Origin of the sequence: Thiorhodococcus drewsii AZ1, assembly GCF_000224065.1 — a bacterium.
Lineage (GTDB): Bacteria > Pseudomonadota > Gammaproteobacteria > Chromatiales > Chromatiaceae > Imhoffiella > Imhoffiella drewsii.
In genome coordinates this window covers 122,613-138,614 of sequence record NZ_AFWT01000003.1, presented here as the reverse complement: position 1 = coordinate 138,614, position 16,002 = coordinate 122,613, and the positions used below count along the sequence as shown (strand labels likewise).

15 protein-coding genes are annotated in these 16,002 nt (G+C 64.9%); 9 read left to right on the top strand and 6 right to left on the bottom strand.

Annotation, left to right across the window (positions count from 1 at the left end; translation table 11 throughout):
* Positions 1–2 precede the first annotated feature (2 nt).
* From THIDRDRAFT_RS02970 to THIDRDRAFT_RS02945, 6 genes are all read right to left on the bottom strand, one after another.
* On the bottom strand, positions 3–1,556 hold the full coding sequence (locus tag THIDRDRAFT_RS02970) for a formate dehydrogenase beta subunit (RefSeq protein ID WP_007039312.1): 1,554 nt from the start codon (positions 1,554–1,556) through the stop codon (positions 3–5).
* The gene (locus tag THIDRDRAFT_RS02965; protein ID WP_007039311.1) at positions 1,553–2,041 is read right to left on the bottom strand and encodes a formate dehydrogenase subunit gamma; all 489 of its coding nucleotides are present in this window, start codon (positions 2,039–2,041) and stop codon (positions 1,553–1,555) included. Before THIDRDRAFT_RS02965 ends, THIDRDRAFT_RS02970 begins: the two co-directional genes overlap by 4 nt.
* A gap of 100 nt (positions 2,042–2,141) precedes the next feature.
* The gene (locus THIDRDRAFT_RS02960; RefSeq protein ID WP_007039310.1) at positions 2,142–3,011 is read right to left on the bottom strand and encodes a quinoprotein dehydrogenase-associated SoxYZ-like carrier; all 870 of its coding nucleotides are present in this window, start codon (positions 3,009–3,011) and stop codon (positions 2,142–2,144) included.
* A 269-nt stretch (positions 3,012–3,280) separates the two neighbouring features.
* Positions 3,281–4,942: an OFA family MFS transporter gene (locus tag THIDRDRAFT_RS02955; protein ID WP_007039309.1), complete on the bottom strand. Its 1,662-nt coding sequence runs from the start codon at positions 4,940–4,942 to the stop codon at positions 3,281–3,283.
* 190 nt (positions 4,943–5,132) lie between these two features.
* Positions 5,133–6,050: a LysR family transcriptional regulator gene (locus tag THIDRDRAFT_RS02950; RefSeq protein ID WP_007039308.1), complete on the bottom strand. Its 918-nt coding sequence runs from the start codon at positions 6,048–6,050 to the stop codon at positions 5,133–5,135.
* A gap of 116 nt (positions 6,051–6,166) precedes the next feature.
* Positions 6,167–7,105 (bottom strand): quinoprotein relay system zinc metallohydrolase 2, encoded by a 939-nt coding sequence (locus THIDRDRAFT_RS02945; RefSeq protein ID WP_007039307.1) that lies wholly within the window; start codon positions 7,103–7,105, stop codon positions 6,167–6,169.
* Positions 7,106–7,342: 237 nt separating this feature from the next.
* On the opposite strand from THIDRDRAFT_RS02945, the gene THIDRDRAFT_RS02940 reads away from it, so the two are divergent.
* The 9 genes from THIDRDRAFT_RS02940 (at position 7,343) to THIDRDRAFT_RS02900 (ending at position 15,899) form a co-directional block, all read left to right on the top strand.
* A complete protein-coding gene (locus THIDRDRAFT_RS02940) occupies positions 7,343–8,344 on the top strand; it encodes an ABC transporter substrate-binding protein (protein ID WP_216725606.1) in 1,002 nt (333 codons plus the stop codon).
* The gene (locus tag THIDRDRAFT_RS02935) at positions 8,341–9,102 is read left to right on the top strand and encodes an ABC transporter permease (protein WP_007039305.1); all 762 of its coding nucleotides are present in this window, start codon (positions 8,341–8,343) and stop codon (positions 9,100–9,102) included. Before THIDRDRAFT_RS02940 ends, THIDRDRAFT_RS02935 begins: the two co-directional genes overlap by 4 nt.
* 40 nt (positions 9,103–9,142) lie before the next feature.
* Complete coding sequence (locus THIDRDRAFT_RS02930; protein WP_007039304.1) at positions 9,143–9,913, top strand: ABC transporter ATP-binding protein; 771 nt, start codon at positions 9,143–9,145, stop codon at positions 9,911–9,913.
* A 98-nt stretch (positions 9,914–10,011) separates the two neighbouring features.
* Positions 10,012–11,181, top strand: a complete 1,170-nt coding sequence (locus THIDRDRAFT_RS02925; protein WP_007039303.1) for a Fic family protein — start codon at positions 10,012–10,014, stop codon at positions 11,179–11,181.
* Positions 11,182–11,382: 201 nt separating this feature from the next.
* Entirely contained in the window at positions 11,383–11,682 is a 300-nt protein-coding gene (locus tag THIDRDRAFT_RS02920) for a hypothetical protein (protein WP_040843745.1), read from the top strand.
* 395 nt (positions 11,683–12,077) lie between these two features.
* Positions 12,078–14,042: a sigma-54-dependent Fis family transcriptional regulator gene (locus THIDRDRAFT_RS02915; protein WP_007039301.1), complete on the top strand. Its 1,965-nt coding sequence runs from the start codon at positions 12,078–12,080 to the stop codon at positions 14,040–14,042.
* 12 nt (positions 14,043–14,054) lie between these two features.
* Complete coding sequence (locus THIDRDRAFT_RS02910) at positions 14,055–14,591, top strand: flavoprotein (protein ID WP_007039300.1); 537 nt, start codon at positions 14,055–14,057, stop codon at positions 14,589–14,591.
* Positions 14,592–14,664: 73 nt separating this feature from the next.
* Positions 14,665–15,234 carry a DUF447 domain-containing protein gene (locus THIDRDRAFT_RS02905; protein ID WP_007039299.1) on the top strand — a complete coding sequence of 190 codons (570 nt, stop codon included), beginning with the start codon at positions 14,665–14,667 and terminating at the stop codon, positions 15,232–15,234.
* Entirely contained in the window at positions 15,231–15,899 is a 669-nt protein-coding gene (locus tag THIDRDRAFT_RS02900) for a (5-formylfuran-3-yl)methyl phosphate synthase (RefSeq protein WP_007039298.1), read from the top strand. Before THIDRDRAFT_RS02905 ends, THIDRDRAFT_RS02900 begins: the two co-directional genes overlap by 4 nt.
* The last annotated feature ends 103 nt before the right edge of the window (positions 15,900–16,002 follow it).

Here is a 16,002-nt window from a genome sequence, read left to right as displayed (position 1 = left end):
AATCATGCTGCCCGAGCCGATTGGCCGATCCCGAAATCCTCCGGGAAGTGCTTCACCGCCGAGAGCACCGGATAGGGCGCCATACCGCCCATGGCGCAGAGCGAGCCCTTGATCATGGTGTCGCACAGCGAATCGAGCAGGGCGAGGTTCTTGGCGCGCTCCTGGTTGGCGATGATGCGGTCGATGACCTCGACCCCGCGCTGGGAGCCGATCCGGCAGGGCGTGCATTTGCCGCAGGACTCGATGACGCAGAACTCCATGGCGTAGCGTGCCATCCGGGCCATGTCGACACGGTCATCGAAGGCGACGATGCCGCCGTGACCGATCATGGCGCCCATCTGGCTGAACGCCTCATAGTCGAGCGGCACATCGAAGCGGGACTCGGGGACATAGGCGCCGAGCGGCCCGCCGACCTGCACCGCGCGGATCGGCCGCCCGCTGGCCGAGCCGCCGCCATAGTCGTAAAGCAGCTCGCCCAGGGTCAGACCGAAGGCCTTTTCGACCAGACCGCCGTGACGAATATTGCCGGCGAGCTGGAACGGTAAGGTCCCGTGCGACCGCCCGACACCATAGTCGCGATAGAAGGAAGCGCCCTTGGACAGAATGATGGGCACGGACGCCAGACTCATGACATTGTTGATGACGGTCGGCATGCCGAACAGACCGGAGATCGCCGGCAGCGGCGGCTTGAAGCGCACCAGCCCGCGCTTGCCCTCCAGGCTTTCCAGCATGGAGGTCTCCTCGCCGCAGATGTAGGCACCGGCGCCCATCCGCACCTCCAGCTCGAAGGCATGGCCCGAACCCAGCACGTCCGGTCCCAGCAGACCGGCATCGCGCGCCTTGGCGATGGCGCATTGGAGGGTGCGGAAGGCGTGCGGGTATTCGGAGCGGCTGTAGATATAGCCCTGGGTGGCACCGACCGCCAGCGCGGCGATGGTCATGCCCTCGATCAGACAGAAGGGGTCGCCTTCCATCAGCATGCGGTCGGAGAAGGTGCCGGAATCGCCCTCGTCGGCATTGCAGACGACGTACTTGTGCGGGGCCTCGGCCTCCAGCACCGTGCGCCATTTGACGCCGGTCGGGAAGGCGGCGCCGCCGCGACCGCGCAGCCCCGAATCTGTGACCTCCTGGACCAGCTCGGCCGGCGACAGGGCGAGCGCCCGTTCCAGTCCACCAAAGCCTCCGTTCGCCCGGTAGGCTTCGAGGCAGAGCGGATCGCCGATCCCGACGCGGGAAAAGGTCAAACGCTCCTGTCCGGCGAAATAGGGGATGTGCTCGGTCAGACCGTGCCCGAGCCGATGCGGACGTCCGTTCAGGAACCCGGAGGCGAAGAGATCGGGCACGTCGGACGGTTTGACCGGACCATAGGAGATACGCCCGGCCGGGGTCTCGACCTCGACTAGCGGCTCCAGCCAGAAAAGACCGCGCGAGCCGTTGCGCACCAACTCGATGGCAACACCCAGACGCTCGGCCTCGGCCAGAATCGCCTGAGCGACCGACTCGGCGCCGACCGAGAGCGCGCTCGAATCGATGGGAACGAAGATACGCAGACTCATGCCGACACCTCCTCGGCGCGCAGCCTGTCCACCAGCGTATCGAATCGATTCGAATCGACCCGCCCGAACACCTCATCGTCGATCCGGATGGCCGGCGAACAGGCACAATTGCCCAGGCAATAGACCGGCTCCAGGCTGATGGAGCCGTCGGCCGTGGTCTGGTGGAAGTCAACCGCCAGGCTCGACTTCACATGGGTCTCCAGCGCCTGGGCGCCCATCGCCTGGCAGGACTCGGCGCGGCAGATCTGGACGATGTGGCGGCCCGGCGGTTCGCGACGGAAGTCGTGATAGAAATCCAGCACGCCCTGAACCTCGGCGCGCGAGAGGTTGAGCGCGTCGGCGATCAGGGGAACGGCCTCCTCCGGAACCCAGCCCGTCCGTCCCTGGATCGCATGCAGAATCGGAAGCAGAGCGCCCGGAAGGGACGCCTTCTCGCGCACGATGCCCTGGATGGCATCCAGATCGATGGACGAAGCGGTCGACATGGGTCGTTCTCCTTCAATGGTCAGTACGCGGTTCGATCGGTGAGCGGTTCGAATTGGGCGCCCCGGCTTCACCAGATCCGGCCCGCGAGCACGAGACGGATCAGCCACCATGGCCAGCCGGGGCGGCAAAACGTTCTGAGAAGGTCCGTCCGGTCGAGTCCCTGGCCCGCACCGCCAGCTCGCCCAGCCGGTCCGGGACGAAGGTCAGACGGATGCTCGGATCCTCGCTGATGGAGATATTTCCATCCAGGCGCAGCAAGGGCCCGCCGGCATAGTCCATCTCGATCTCCAGCAGATAGTCGGGAGGGATGTAGCGCCGCGCGATCTGGTCGAACTGCAGGCCCGAGCTGTTGGGGTGTCGGATCAGCAGCTGCAGCGCGAGCGGTTCGCCCGCCTCGACGTGCTCCGGCCACCGAACCTTCATCCTCCCGAGATTGGCCTCGGCGGCAGCCGGATCCTTCGAGGAGGGCGCCGAGCAGCCGCCGGACGCCTTGACGAAATTGGCCGCCATGTACAGCTCGCCATCATTGGTCTCCGCGATCGCCCGGACATGGCTGTAGCTGTCGATCCGTACCCGGGTCCCCAGACTGCTCCAGCGACGATCACCGGTGAAGTGGAAGACACCCGCGACCGGGGCCGGATTCATGTCGATGACCAGATGCAGATTCTTGATATAGCGCTCTGGCGTCTGCGCGAAGGTCGCCTTGATCTCGATCGGCACCACCGCCGCGTCGAGCGCACGATAGGGCGTCTCCAGCGCAATCACGCCGTCGGCATCCTGAATCTGGCGGTCGCCGAACAGGGCAGACCGGATCTCCCGCCAATGCGCCTGCTGGTCAGGCTCGGCTGCCGGCTCGGCCAGCGCGACGGAGGCGATCCCCAGAAGCACGACGAGCAGCAACAGCCTGAGCCGGCTCACCTCCCAAGCCCAACGAACCTGTGCCGATTCTGGAACAGTCTGGATTCGCATCCGTCACCTCTGAAACAGAATACCGTTCGAATCAAACGGCCGAAGAAACCGCATCGCCTCCGAGAGGCCCGTCACATCGAACGCCGCTCGCCCAACCCGGCGGTACCCCCGGATTCCGCGTTCGCTCCATCCGGCCAAGGACCGCTCTTCTCTCGCCTGGGTGGCGTGCAGTGAACGGCAGGCGACTTCAGGAACGCTCTACAGGTCGCCTCCAAGATCGATGCCAGCTATCCGGCGGACGGGTAGAACCCGTGCCGCCGGTCCGGCCATCAGATCCCGAACAGCACCAGCGTCTTCTTCACCGTCATCCAGATCCCCCAGCTGAGCGGGATCCAGATCACCGCCCAGGCCAACAGCACCTTGCCCGAATGGGTCGCCTCGTGCGCCAGGGCCGAGACGTCCTGGGCGAAATGTTGGTGCGTGTCATCGGCGATACGTTTCTCCTCGGCGAGCTCCTCGTCGCTCATGCAGTGCTGCTCGGCCACCGGACGGATCAGCGCGTTGCAGATGAAGCCCAGCACCAAAATCCCGGCCAGGATGTACATGGTCATGGTGTAGGCATCGGCGCGAGCGACGCCATGGTCGAGCTGATATTCGCGAATGTAGTTGACGATCACCGGCCCGAGGATGCCGGCCGTGGCCCAGGCGGTCAGCAGCCGACCATGGATGGCGCCGACCATCTGGGTGCCGAACATATCGGCCAGATAGGCCGGCACCGTGGCGAAACTGCCGCCGTACATCGAGAGAATGACGCAGAAACAGAGCACGAAGAGCGCCAGCGTCCCGGCCGCAGCGGCCGAGGGGATGGCGGCATAGAGCGCGCAGCCGAGCAGAAAGAAGATGGAATAGGTCAGCTTGCGCCCGAGCTTGTCGGAGAGCGAGGCCCAGAAGAAGCGCCCGGCGATGTTGAACAGCGACAGCAAGCCGGTGAAGCCGGCCGCGACCGCCGCGATCTCGGTCTTCTGGGCGGCGGTCAGCTCATTGAAGGTCGCCTCGATCCCGATCAGGCGTCCGGCGAACACCTCCTGCAGCAATGGCGAGGCCATGCCGATGATGCCGATACCGGCGGTCACGTTCAGACAGAGCACCGACCAGACCAGCCAGAACTGGGGCGTGCGCCAGGCCTTGTCGAGATGGACGTGACGGCTGGTCATCATCGCCTTCTCGGCAGCACCAGCGGGCGGGGTCCAGCCGGCTGGTTTCCAGTTCGGCGGCGGCACCCGGTAGCCGAGCGCGCCCGCCATCATGAAGACGAAATAGATCCCCGCCAGACAGAGGAAGGTCTCCCAAACACCGACCGAGGTCTCGGTCGCGAAATGCTGCATCAACCGATCGGCCAGCGGCGCGCCGATCATGGCGCCGCCGCCGAAACCCATGATCGCCATGCCGGTCGCCATGCCGCGACGGTCCGGGAACCACTTGATGAGCGTGGACACCGGAGAGATGTAGCCGAGCCCGAGTCCGATGCCGCCGATCACGCCGGACCCGAGCCACAGCAGCCAGATCTGATGGGTCATGATGCCGACCGCCGAGATCGCCAGACCGCCGCTCCAGCAGAAGGCGGCCACCACGCCTGCCTTGCGCGGACCGGCGCGCTCCAACCAGCCGCCCCAGATGGCCGCCGAGCAGCCGAGGAAGACGAAGAACAGGGTGTAGACCCAGCCGAGCATGGAGATTTTCCAGTCGCAGCCCGTCGCAAAGATCTGGGCGAAGAAGCCCATGTCGGCCGGACAGGCGATCGGTGCCGTGATGCCGACCGCCTTGGACAAGGGCAGCCAGAACACCGAGAAGCCGTAGGCCATGCCGATGCAGAGATGGATGGCGAGCGCCGCCGGCGGGACCAGCCAGCGATTGAAGCCCGGTCGGGCGATGGTGCGTTCGAGCGCGAGCAGGCCGGGGCCGGCCGGCACAGCGATAGACGTTGCGGTCATGGATATCCTCCTGTTGGATGCATCTGTCACCAGATCGACGACGACCGACCGGCCGAACCGATCGGCGGGATACCGGGCTTTTTCGTGTGCCTCTGTGAATCCCGCGTCGCGACCGAGACTAGCGGAGGTGACGATCCGGTGAACAACGAAAAAAACCGAACGGCCGTTCGTCCGAACCGAACGCCAGCAATCAGCCCGAGGCGCGTCCGGCCTCGGCGGCCTGACGACAGAAGGGGCCGACGGCCTCGGCGAACAGCGCCTCCACCATCGGCGAACGCGGCTCGCGCACCATCGCGACCAGGGAGATCTGCCACCTCAGTCGCGGCTCGACCAGTTCCAGCGCCTTGACCCCGTCCGGCACGCCGATCAGCTCCAGCACCGAGCGCGGCACGATGCTGCACCAGGCACCGGAGCAGACATGGGCCAGCAGCGAGACGATGGAGTTGGTCTCCAGGGTCACATTCGGACGGCAATCCTGACAGTGGAACACCTCGTCGATGGTGCGCCGGTTCTGCATGTCCGGCGTCAACAGACAGAGGTTCAGCGCTGCGGCCTCGCGCCAGCTGATGGCCTCACGCTCACCGACGGGTCCTCCGACCGGGGCGAGCAGTACATGGTCCTCTTCGCACAAGGGCGTGCGCACCAGATCCGTTTCCTCGGCCGAGGCGGAGTAAAGAATCCCCGCATCAAGCTCGAAGGAACGCAGACGAGCCAGGATCTCGTCCGTGCTGAGCGAGAGCACCTCGGTACAGACCAGCGGATGGCGCAACGCAAACCGCGAAGTCAGCGAGGCGACCACGGTGAGCGCGGTCGGGATCACCCCGAGACGCATCCGCCCGGACAGACCATCGCGCAGCCGCGCCAGCTCCTGGCGCAGATCGGCCGCGCTGGCCGCCGCGCGTTGGGCGTAATCGAGCACGCACCGCCCCTCGGGCGTCAGTCCGGAGAACTGCTGACCGCGCTCGACGACCGCCACCCCGAGTTCGGTCTCCAGATCCCGGATCGCTGCCGACAGTGTCGACGGCGAGACGTGACAGGACGCTGCGGCGCGACCGAAGTGCCGTTCGCGGGCCAACGCGATCAGATAGAGATATTTGCGCGCGATCATGTACGAGCGACTCCCGAGCCGTTCTCCTGTGTCGATCCCGAGACAGCACCCGAACGCCTCCACCAAATCTGCAACAGCGGCACGGGATTCCCGATCCACCTCGCATGCATCGCCCCCTACTCCCACTCCAGCTCGACGAAGGCGGCGGTGACGTTGCGACCCTGATAGGCGTCGAACAGCAGCCAGCCTCCGGGGTTCTCGCGCCCGAGTTCGGCGACCGCCTGCTCGATCGTCCCACGTGCGCGGATTACCCTGCGTACGCCTTGCGCCAGTCCGTCGAGATAGCGCCGCTGCCGGGCCAGGGCGGCACGCCAGTCGGCCGGCACCGGACCATGCCCCGGAACGACCCGCTGGGCCGGGAACGCCATCAGCGCATCACAGACGTTCAGCCAGCCGAGCAGGCTGCCGTCCAGCGCCGGAATGCGCTCGACGAAGAGCAGATCGGAGAGCCAGAGGGTGCCCGTGCGCCGATCGAAGACCGTCAGATCGGAATCGGTGTGGGCGGTCGGATGGGCGCGCAGTTCCAGTACCCGACCGCCGAGATCCAGCTCGATCCGATCCGCAACCGTTCGATTCGGCGCCACCAGACGGCTGCCCTCGGCGATCGGTCCTAGCGTGTCCCGCGCACGGGCAAGATAGCCCTCGCCCCGGCGGGCCATGGCGTCGGGCAGATGTGCATGGCCGACGAACGCGGGCCGATCCTGCTCGAAGGCCGCGGCCCCCAGGATGTGATCCGGATGGACATGGGTCAGGATCACATAGGCGATCGGCAGATCCGTCACCCCGCGCACCGCCGCGCGTAGCGCCTGACCTTCTTCGAGCGAGCCGCCGGTATCGATCACGGCGACCCGCTCGGTGCCCACGATGAAACCCAGATTGGCGATGCGCCCATGATTGGACGCCGAGGCATCCTCCTGAGCGCCGGCGTGGAAGAAGACACCGGGCGCAATCTCGCTCACCGGCAATGGATCGACCGCCTGCGCGAGCGCAGACCAGAGCGCGGCGACTGCGGCGAAGAGGCTGGCCAGGTTGGCTCGCCGGCACTGAACGGGCATCAAGATCAATCTCCAGCAGCTGTGAACCGCGCTGCGTAGCCTGAATGCAGGGCCGCGCAACTCAGGTTCGTTCAGGCAACGGCCAAATCGGCGATCAATGGCCTGTGTTTTGCTTCAAAGACGAACCGTCAACGTTCTCACAGCCCCGGAAGCAAAGTGCGGACCAGCTATCGGACGAGCGGCCCGGACTCCGGACGACGGACCACCCCTCGAACAGGAGTTGAGATGCCCATCGCCATGTCACACACAAGGCCCCTCGGAGCGGTACGCTGGATCCTCTGCGCTGCGCTCGCCCTGACCCTGCTTGCGCCTTCGACCCCGACCCTCGCCGACGGCACGCTCCGGCTCGCGGTCCTCAAATTCGGCACCCTGTCCTGGGAGGCGGATGTCATCCGACACAATGGTTTCGACCGCGCCGAGGGCTTCAGCCTGGAACCGAGCGCCTTCGCCGGCCCACAGGCGACGCTGGTCGCGCTCATGGGGGGAAATGCAGACATCGCGGTTACCGACTGGATCTGGGTCTCGCGCCAGCGCGACGCGGGCCGACCATACAGCTTCGTCCCCTATTCGACGGCCATCGGCGCGCTGATGGTGCCAGGCGGCTCGGACATCGGATCGCTCGCCGACCTCGCGGGCCACCGCATCGGCGTCGCCGGGGGACCGCTCGACAAGAACTGGCTCCTGTTGCGCGCCCTCGCCCGCCAGCGCTCCGGCCTGGATCTCGCGAACCAGGTCGAGCCAGTCTATGGCGCGCCGCCGCTGCTGAATGCGCAGATCCAGCAGGACCGTCTGGACGCCGTCATCACCCACTGGCCCTACGCCGCTCGTCTGAGCGCGATCGGCTACCGTCCGTTGATGGATGCACGCGAGGCCATGTCCGAACTGGGCATCCAGGCCGAAGTGCCCATGATCGGCTATGTCTTCAATGAGGACTGGGCCAAGTCGCACCGCGAAACGACCGACGGGTTCTTCCGCGCCGTCGCCCGCGCCAAGTCGCGTCTGGCCGAATCCGACGCCGAATGGGAGCGACTGCGCCCGCTGATGCGGGCCAAGGACGAGGCGACCTTCATCGCATTGCGCGAGGGCTACCGAGCCGGCATCCCCAAAGGCTGGGGCGCGGAGGAACGGGTCGCCGCCGAGCGGCTCTTCGAGATCCTGCGCGCGACCGGGGGCAGCGCTCTGGTCGGCCACTCCGAACGGCTCGCGCCCGGAACCTTCTGGGACGGAACGCCCGATTGACCCCGTCCCTGCCCGCGCAACACCCGCTCGCATTGCGGCTGGCTTCGGCGCTCTCCCTGATCCTGCTGTGGCAGTGGGGCGCCTGGCAGGCACAGAGCAACCTGCTGCCGACACCCTCGGCGGTGCTGGATCTGGCCTGGGGCGAGCTGGTTCATGGACCGCTGCTCGAACATCTCGGCGCCACGCTGCGCCGCGTGGTGCTCGCATTCTGCATCGCCATGCTCGTCGGAGGAACGCTTGGCGGCCTCATGGGACGCCTCAAAACGCTCGACGCCATCCTGGATCCCTGGCTCGTCCTGCTGCTCAACATCCCGGCACTGGTCATCATCATCCTCGCCTTCGTCTGGTTCGGGCTCAACGAGACCACCGCCGTCATCGCCATCGCGCTCAACAAGATCCCGAACGTCATGATCATCCTGCGCGAGGGCGCGCGCACACTGGACCCGGACTTTCGCGAGATGGCCCAGAGCTTCCGGCTCGGCTGGCGCAAGACGCTGCTCTACGTGACCCTCCCCCAACTGCTGCCCTACATCGCCGTCGCCGCACGCTCGGGGCTGGCGCTCATCTGGAAGATCGTACTGGTGGTCGAGCTGCTGGGACGCAACGACGGTATCGGCTTCATGCTCCACACCTATTTCCAGCTCTTCGACGTCACCGGAATCCTGGCCTACAGCCTCTCCTTCATCCTGGTCATGCTGGGGATCGAATATGCACTCCTCCAACCGCTCGAACGTCTTGCCAATCGCTGGCGGCGCTAATCCGACGGTGCCTGGATCGAGACGTCTGCGACAGGTCTCCATGTCCAGCGAACCGCTCACCCAATGCCCGCCGCTGGTCGAGGTCGAGATCGCGCGCAAATGCTTCGCCGATCCGGAAAGCCATCGGCCCAGAATCGTGCTGGAGGATCTGGGATTCGCCCTGCGGGCCGCAGAGGTGGTCGCGGTCGTGGGTCCATCGGGGTGCGGAAAGACGACCCTGCTGCAACTCATCGCCGGTCTGGACCGCGATTTCGAGGGCCGCGTCGCCTGGGCCGACACGCGTTCCGAACAGCCGCCTCGGCTCGGCTACGTCTTCCAGAATCCGCGCCTGCTGCCCTGGCTCACGCTACGCAAGAACATCGAACTGGTACTGAACGAACGCGCGCATCCTCGACGTCAGGTCGACGACCTGCTCGCGCTCACCGGGCTGAGCGGATTCGCCGAACTGCACGCCAATCGCCTCTCGGTCGGCATGCAACGCCGCGCCGCGCTCGCCCGCGCCTTCGCCGTGCAGCCACAACTGCTGTTGATGGACGAGCCATTCGTCTCGCTCGACGCACCCACCGCCCAACAGTTGCGGCGACTCCTGATCCAGATCTGGGACCGAACCCGCCCCACCATCCTCTTCGTCACCCACGACCTGCGCGAGGCCACCATGCTCGCCGATCGCATCCTCTGCCTCTCCAGCAACCCCGCCAGACTCATCGCCGAAATCCCGGTCGGCATCCCCCGCACCGAGCGCCTGAACGAAACCGCAACCGAGCGGCGTCACACCGAAATCCGATCCCGCTTCGAGCGCCTTTACGCATGACCTGTAGTAAAGCGGACTTAAATTGGCATTGACGTTAATTAAAAAAAACGACTATTACTTAAATAAAGAGCAAAGTCAGATGTAGACGCCCCATCAACATGCCCGAACCAACCCGCCTTGGCTGTTTTATCGAATCCCCCGTCGCTGGCGAGATCGTTCGCGCATTTATTCCACCACCGCTGCCGCCGAATCCGCCGATCGACGTGCTCAGCCTGCTCCATCATCTGAGCGCAGCGGAGCGCGCCTTGGGGCGACTCGACGGCATCACCATCCTGTTACCGCGCCAGGAACTGTTCCTGTACATGTATGTGCGCAAGGAAGCCGTACTGTCCTCGCAGATCGAGGGAACCCAATCCACCCTATCGGACCTCCTGCGCTTCGAGGCTGAGGCACAAGCCGGCCAGCCAATCGACGATATCCGAGAGGTTTCGAACTATGTCGACGCCATGATGTATGGCCTCGAACGCCTAGAGGACCTGCCTCTGTCACTTCGGCTCATCCGCGAGATCCACGCAAGACTGCTCCAGGGCGGTCGCGGTGGCACCAAGAGCCCAGGCGAATTCAGGCGCTCGCAGAACTGGATCGGCGGCACGCGTCCCGGAAACGCCCTGTTCGTCCCACCGCCCACGACCGAGCTGGACGCCTGTCTCTATGCGCTCGAAGGCTTCATGCACGAAGAGGATTCACGGCTCCCGGCGCTCATCAAGGCCGGGCTCATGCACGTCCAGTTCGAAACGATTCATCCCTTCCTCGACGGCAACGGACGCATCGGACGCCTGCTGGTCACACTCTATCTCTGCACCCATGGAGTGCTACGCAAACCGCTTCTCTATCTCAGTCTCTACCTGAAAAGTCACAGAACCGACTATTACCGGCTGCTTCAGGAAGTCAGAGAACAGGGCGCCTGGGAGCCATGGCTCGAATTCTTCCTGACCGGCGTCGCCGAAACCGCCAATCAGGCGTTCGATGCGGCAACACGTATCGTCGAGCTATTCAAGGATGATCGCGAGCGCATCGCCGCAAGCGGCGACCGCGTCAACTCCGCTCTGCGAGTCCACGACTTCCTCCAACAGAGCCCCTACCTCACAGCCAACGTACTCGTGACTCGAACCGGGCTCTCGGCCCCGACCATCAACGCCGCGCTACTGGACCTCCAGCGTCTTGGAATCGTCGAGGAGGTGACGGGCCGTCGCCGTGGACGTGTATTTGCCTATCGAAGCTACCTGGCCATCCTTGGCGAAGGCACGGATCCGCCGTCGACCCCGTAAGCGCAGCGAAACGGGGGTGCCACCAACCTCGCCGCCGTACCAGTACGCGCCAGGATTGCGCTGAAACCGCATCCGGGATAGGGTCGGGCACCGATACACGCGGCGCGCCACGAAGAGCGAGGTGGTTCATCGATGAATCCGACCAGGGATCCCCGATCCCCGAAAACCGCATCTAACGCGAAACAGCGCAAGAGAGCCCTCATGTTCGGCGTCACCCTATTATTGGCCGCACTCACGCCCCCGGCCCTGCCGACGGGACAACAACTCGCCGAGCGGCTGTTCCTGGCGGCCATCTCCCGATTCGGGGGACCCTGCCAAGGCATCGAACGCACTCGGGCGCTCGGGACCGGATCGAACGGGGCGGCACTGGTCGCCGTGGCCTGCACCAAGGGCGGACGACACGTGTTGCGCATCCACGCGGACAACACCGTCTCCTACATGTCGCCGTGCGCGGATTTCGAGTCGCTCACCGGACTGCGCTGTTTCCCCGCAGAAAAGTGAAAGGTCCGCTGATCTCGCTCCGAAGGCCAAAATCCTCCACGCGCGTACCCAGCAGTAACAGGCAACCGCCCGGCGGCCCGATCTCCGGTGCGAGTTTTCTCGAATATCCTGCTAGTTTATGCTCCTGATACATCGCAATTAATTAGGAATCGGGAACGCACGCTCCCAACTCAAGGACACAGGGCGCACTCGCAAGGCTCATGCGTCCCCATGATATGGATATCCAAGACGGCCCGGCGCACGCCGAAAAGACCGTCGCAATCGAACCGGACGCGCAATCGTCCGGCAAAAGGCGCCGCAGAATAGATCGATGAATTCCCCTCGCTTTACAGAATGGGGGAATCCGAACGGACCCGTGCAACGCGGGCCGTCACTAAAATGAGGAGGAGAGGAACGTGGGTGAAGCAATCATGCGGCTCAGCGGGTCTGAGCATGCGGACTTGGTTAAGGCCGCAATCGCTGGCGACGAAATGGTCTGCTCGCAGTTCGACGAGATCACGGTCGCCTCATGGCACCGTTGTTACACGGGATACGGGCTCGATCCAATCGATGCTCCAGATCCGGTGATCATCCCCCGAGGCGATCTGCGCGAGCGCCAGGAACGGGCCTGTCATCTGTTGGAGATCGCCCGCCACGAGATGACCAGCCTCTACCAACAGCTCGCCGGCTCGGGACACGCCATCATTCTCACCGACAATGAGGGCGTGCTGCTCAACTACATCGGTGACCCCATGTTCACCGATACCGCCGCCAACGTCTGCCTGCAAACGGGTGCGGTGTGGGACGAACGGACCCAGGGCACCAACGGCATCGGCACCTGCGTGATGGAGAAGAAGGCGCTGGTGGTCCACAAAGGCGCACACTATCTGGAGCGCAACGCCAACCTGACCTGCGCTGCGGCGCCCATTTTCGATCCGCACGGCAACGTACTGGCGATCCTGGATGCCTCAAGCGAGGCCAAGCTGGCCCAGAAGCACACCATGGTGCTGCTCAACATGTCGGCGCAGATGATCGAGAACCGGGTCTTCTTCTGCGCCTTGAAGGAGACCTACGTCTTCCGATGTCACAGCCGGGCCGAATTCATCGGCACGCTCGGCGAAGGGCTCATCGCCTTCACCCCGGAGGGTCGCGTCCTGGCCGCCAACCGCAGCGCCATGTTCCAGATGGGGCTCGAATCACCGCAACAGATCGTCGGTCGGGAAATCCAGGATCTCTTCACCATCTCGCTGCCCATGCTGCTCAAGCGCGCCCATTCCCAGAGCTGCCCGGCCTTCCCCATCATCGAAACCCACTCGGAGCGCCGCTTCTTCGCCAAGGTCCAACCCCCCGAAACGACCTCCGCGCCAACGCCGGCACCGATCCAGCGACGGGCGGCCTCCAACCTCCGCACCGATGCCTGTCCCTCGCGCTACGACCCCTTCGACGCGCTGCACTTCGGCGACCCACGGATGAAGCGCAACATCGAAACCATCCGCAAGGTTCTCGACCGCGACATCCCCTGCATGCTGTTCGGCGAGACCGGCGTCGGCAAAGACGTCTTCTCCCGCGCCATGCACCAATCCAGCGAACGCCGCGACAAGCCATTCGTCGCCCTCAACTGCGCCTCGCTGCCCGAGTCGCTGATCGAAAGCGAGCTGTTCGGCTACAAGGCAGGCGCCTTCACCGGGGCGAGCCGCGACGGCAACCGGGGCAAGATCCTCCAAGCCGATGGCGGCACGCTCTTCCTCGACGAGATCGGCGACATGCCGATTCATCTTCAGGCCCGTCTGCTGCGCGTACTGGAAGACCGTACCGTCGTGCCGCTCGGCGGTGACAAGCCGATTCCGGTCTCCATTCAGCTCATCAGCGCGACCCATCGCGACGTGCGCAGCCTCATCGCCGAGGGCAAATTCCGCGAGGATCTCTACTACCGCATCCACGGCATTTCCATTCAGATCCCAGCCCTGCGCGACCGCGCCGACCGACGCGAACTCATCCGCCGAATCGCCCAGGAAGAGGCTGGCGAGAATGTTAGACTCGACTGGGAGCCAGCAGCCCTGGAACAGATGGTCGCCTATCAGTGGCCGGGCAATCTGCGCCAGTTGCGCAACGTGCTGCGCGCAATCACCGCGCTCTGCGAAGACCATTACGTGCGAATGCGCGACCTGCCCGACGAGATTCGTCACCCGGCGCACGAATCGGCCCAAGACGACATCCCGGCACCCGAGTTCAACGCTCTGGCAGTCGCCGAGCGCGATGCACTGCTGAAGGTCCTGGAAGGCGCCCATTGGAACGTCAGCCTGGTCGCCAAAAACCTGGGACTCAGCCGCAACACCCTCTACCGACGGATGAAACGCTATGGAATCAATCCGGCGCGTTGAGAGGCGAGCGCCATGACGCCGCCCGAGACGCCCCGCCTGGCCTGGGCCATCACCGGCTCGGGGCATTACCTGAACGAATGTCTCGAACTGCTGGCGCAACGCGACGATGTCGATCTCTTCCTCAGCCGAGCTGGGGCCGAGGTCATGGCCATGTACGGCCATGACCTCAAGGCGCTGCGCGAACGTATGACCTGCTTTCGCGACACCACGGCCAGCGCCTCGCCGGTCGGTCTCTTCTACAAGGGACATTACTCGCGGCTGGTGGTGGCCCCCGCCACCTCCAACAGCGTGGCCAAGATGGTGTGCGGCATCTCGGACTCGCTGGTGACCAACATCTATGCCCAGGCCGGCAAGTGCCGCATCCCAAGCCTCATCTTCGCCTGCGACACGGCACCCGCGATGGAGACCGAGGCACCGAGCGGCCAGGTGATGGTCTACCCGCGCCGCATCGACCTCGAAAACGTCGAACGTCTGCGAACCTTCGAGTACACCCAGGTCGTCGACAGCTTCGCGCAGCTCAAGAGCGCACTGGAATCGCCGCCAGACTGAGCCGATTCCCCAGACACACGCGTCCCGAGACCATCGAGCACCCGGACCAACCTTCAGCGAGAGTTAAACGCCCGTGATTCAAGAAGTCATCGTCACGACAATCGACCCGTTGGGCGAAACGCACATCGCCCCGATGGGCATTCGCCGCCGCGAGGATTTCCTCGTGATCTCGCCCTTTCGACCGTCCAGAACACTGGAAAACCTGCTCCAGACCCGGCACGCCACCGTCAATTACACCGACGACGTGCGCGTGTTCGCCGGCTGCCTGACCGGGCGGCGCGATTGGCCGCTCATGGACAGCACCCGTATCGACGTCCCCCGTCTGCGTGACGCCTTGGCCCACACCGAACTTGAACTGCTCGACCTGGAAGAGGACGAGATTCGACCGCGTCTGCTCTGTCGCGTCCTGCACGAAGAGACGCACCGTCCCTTCCAGGGATTCAACCGCGCCCAGTCGGCCGTGCTGGAGCTTGCCATCCTGGTCAGTCGGCTGGAACGACTGCCGTTCCAGAAGGTGGTGGAGGAGATGGCCTATCTGCTCACGGCCGTCGAGAAGACCGCCGGTCCGCGCGAGCAGGAGGCATGGAACTGGCTGATGGACCATGTCACCAAGCGCAAGGCCCTCATGGAAGCGGGGACATGACCCGCCTGCTGGCGAGCGTCACCGATGCCGAGGAGGCCGAACTGGCGATCCAAGGCGGCGCGGACCTGATCGATCTGAAGGATCCCGCTCGGGGTGCGCTCGGGGCGCTGAACCTGACGGAGATCCGGCACATCCTGGCCCAGGTCGGAGAACGCCGCCCGGTCAGCGCCACCATCGGCGATCTGCCGCCCGACGCCCGCGCCACCGAGTCGGCCATTCGGACCACGGCTGCAACCGGAGTCGACCTCGTCAAGATCGGCTTCTTCTCCGAGGCCCACCTCGATGCCTGTCTCCCGGTCGTCGCCGATCTCAGCGCCAAGATCGCGATCGTCGCCGTGCTCTTCGCCGATCGCCCGACCGCCGAGACCGATCCAGCCCGCTTCGCCGAGGCCGGATGCGCCGGCGTCATGCTCGACACCGCCGACAAGTCGCGCGGACGACTGCTCGACCATCTCGACACCGATTCCCTGCGGCGCTTCGTCGACCGCGCCAAGCAGCTCGACCTCATGAGCGGACTCGCCGGATCCCTGCGTCAGGAAGACATCGCGCACCTCCTGCCGCTCGCCCCCAGCTACCTCGGCTTCCGAGGCGCGCTGTGCACGTCCGGTCAGCGGGCCGAACGACTGGTGCCCGAACGCCTGACCGAGATCCGCGCAGCCTTATAGAACGATCGAATCTCGCCTCAGCCCCGAACGACGCAGGAAGTAACAATCCTCTGGTGACACTCTGTTGCGAGCCTGGCGCAGCCAAGGCATGGCAACCTCAGCC

What these genes read in the sequence shown, in the direction of transcription:
- THIDRDRAFT_RS02910 (WP_007039300.1), top strand. Translation starts at nt 14,055, where the DNA reads ATGACGCCGCCCGAGACGCCCCGCCTGGCCTGGGCCATCACCGGCTCG.
- THIDRDRAFT_RS02925 (WP_007039303.1), top strand. Translation starts at nt 10,012, where the DNA reads ATGCCCGAACCAACCCGCCTTGGCTGTTTTATCGAATCCCCCGTCGCT.
- THIDRDRAFT_RS02940 (WP_216725606.1), top strand. Translation starts at nt 7,343, where the DNA reads ATGTCACACACAAGGCCCCTCGGAGCGGTACGCTGGATCCTCTGCGCT.
- THIDRDRAFT_RS02970 (WP_007039312.1), bottom strand. Translation starts at nt 1,556, where the DNA reads ATGAGTCTGCGTATCTTCGTTCCCATCGATTCGAGCGCGCTCTCGGTC.
- THIDRDRAFT_RS02900 (WP_007039298.1), top strand. Translation starts at nt 15,231, where the DNA reads ATGACCCGCCTGCTGGCGAGCGTCACCGATGCCGAGGAGGCCGAACTG.
- THIDRDRAFT_RS02960 (WP_007039310.1), bottom strand. Translation starts at nt 3,011, where the DNA reads ATGCGAATCCAGACTGTTCCAGAATCGGCACAGGTTCGTTGGGCTTGG.
- THIDRDRAFT_RS02950 (WP_007039308.1), bottom strand. Translation starts at nt 6,050, where the DNA reads ATGATCGCGCGCAAATATCTCTATCTGATCGCGTTGGCCCGCGAACGG.
- THIDRDRAFT_RS02955 (WP_007039309.1), bottom strand. Translation starts at nt 4,942, where the DNA reads ATGACCGCAACGTCTATCGCTGTGCCGGCCGGCCCCGGCCTGCTCGCG.
- THIDRDRAFT_RS02920 (WP_040843745.1), top strand. Translation starts at nt 11,383, where the DNA reads ATGTTCGGCGTCACCCTATTATTGGCCGCACTCACGCCCCCGGCCCTG.
- THIDRDRAFT_RS02930 (WP_007039304.1), top strand. Translation starts at nt 9,143, where the DNA reads ATGTCCAGCGAACCGCTCACCCAATGCCCGCCGCTGGTCGAGGTCGAG.
- THIDRDRAFT_RS02945 (WP_007039307.1), bottom strand. Translation starts at nt 7,105, where the DNA reads ATGCCCGTTCAGTGCCGGCGAGCCAACCTGGCCAGCCTCTTCGCCGCA.
- THIDRDRAFT_RS02965 (WP_007039311.1), bottom strand. Translation starts at nt 2,041, where the DNA reads ATGTCGACCGCTTCGTCCATCGATCTGGATGCCATCCAGGGCATCGTG.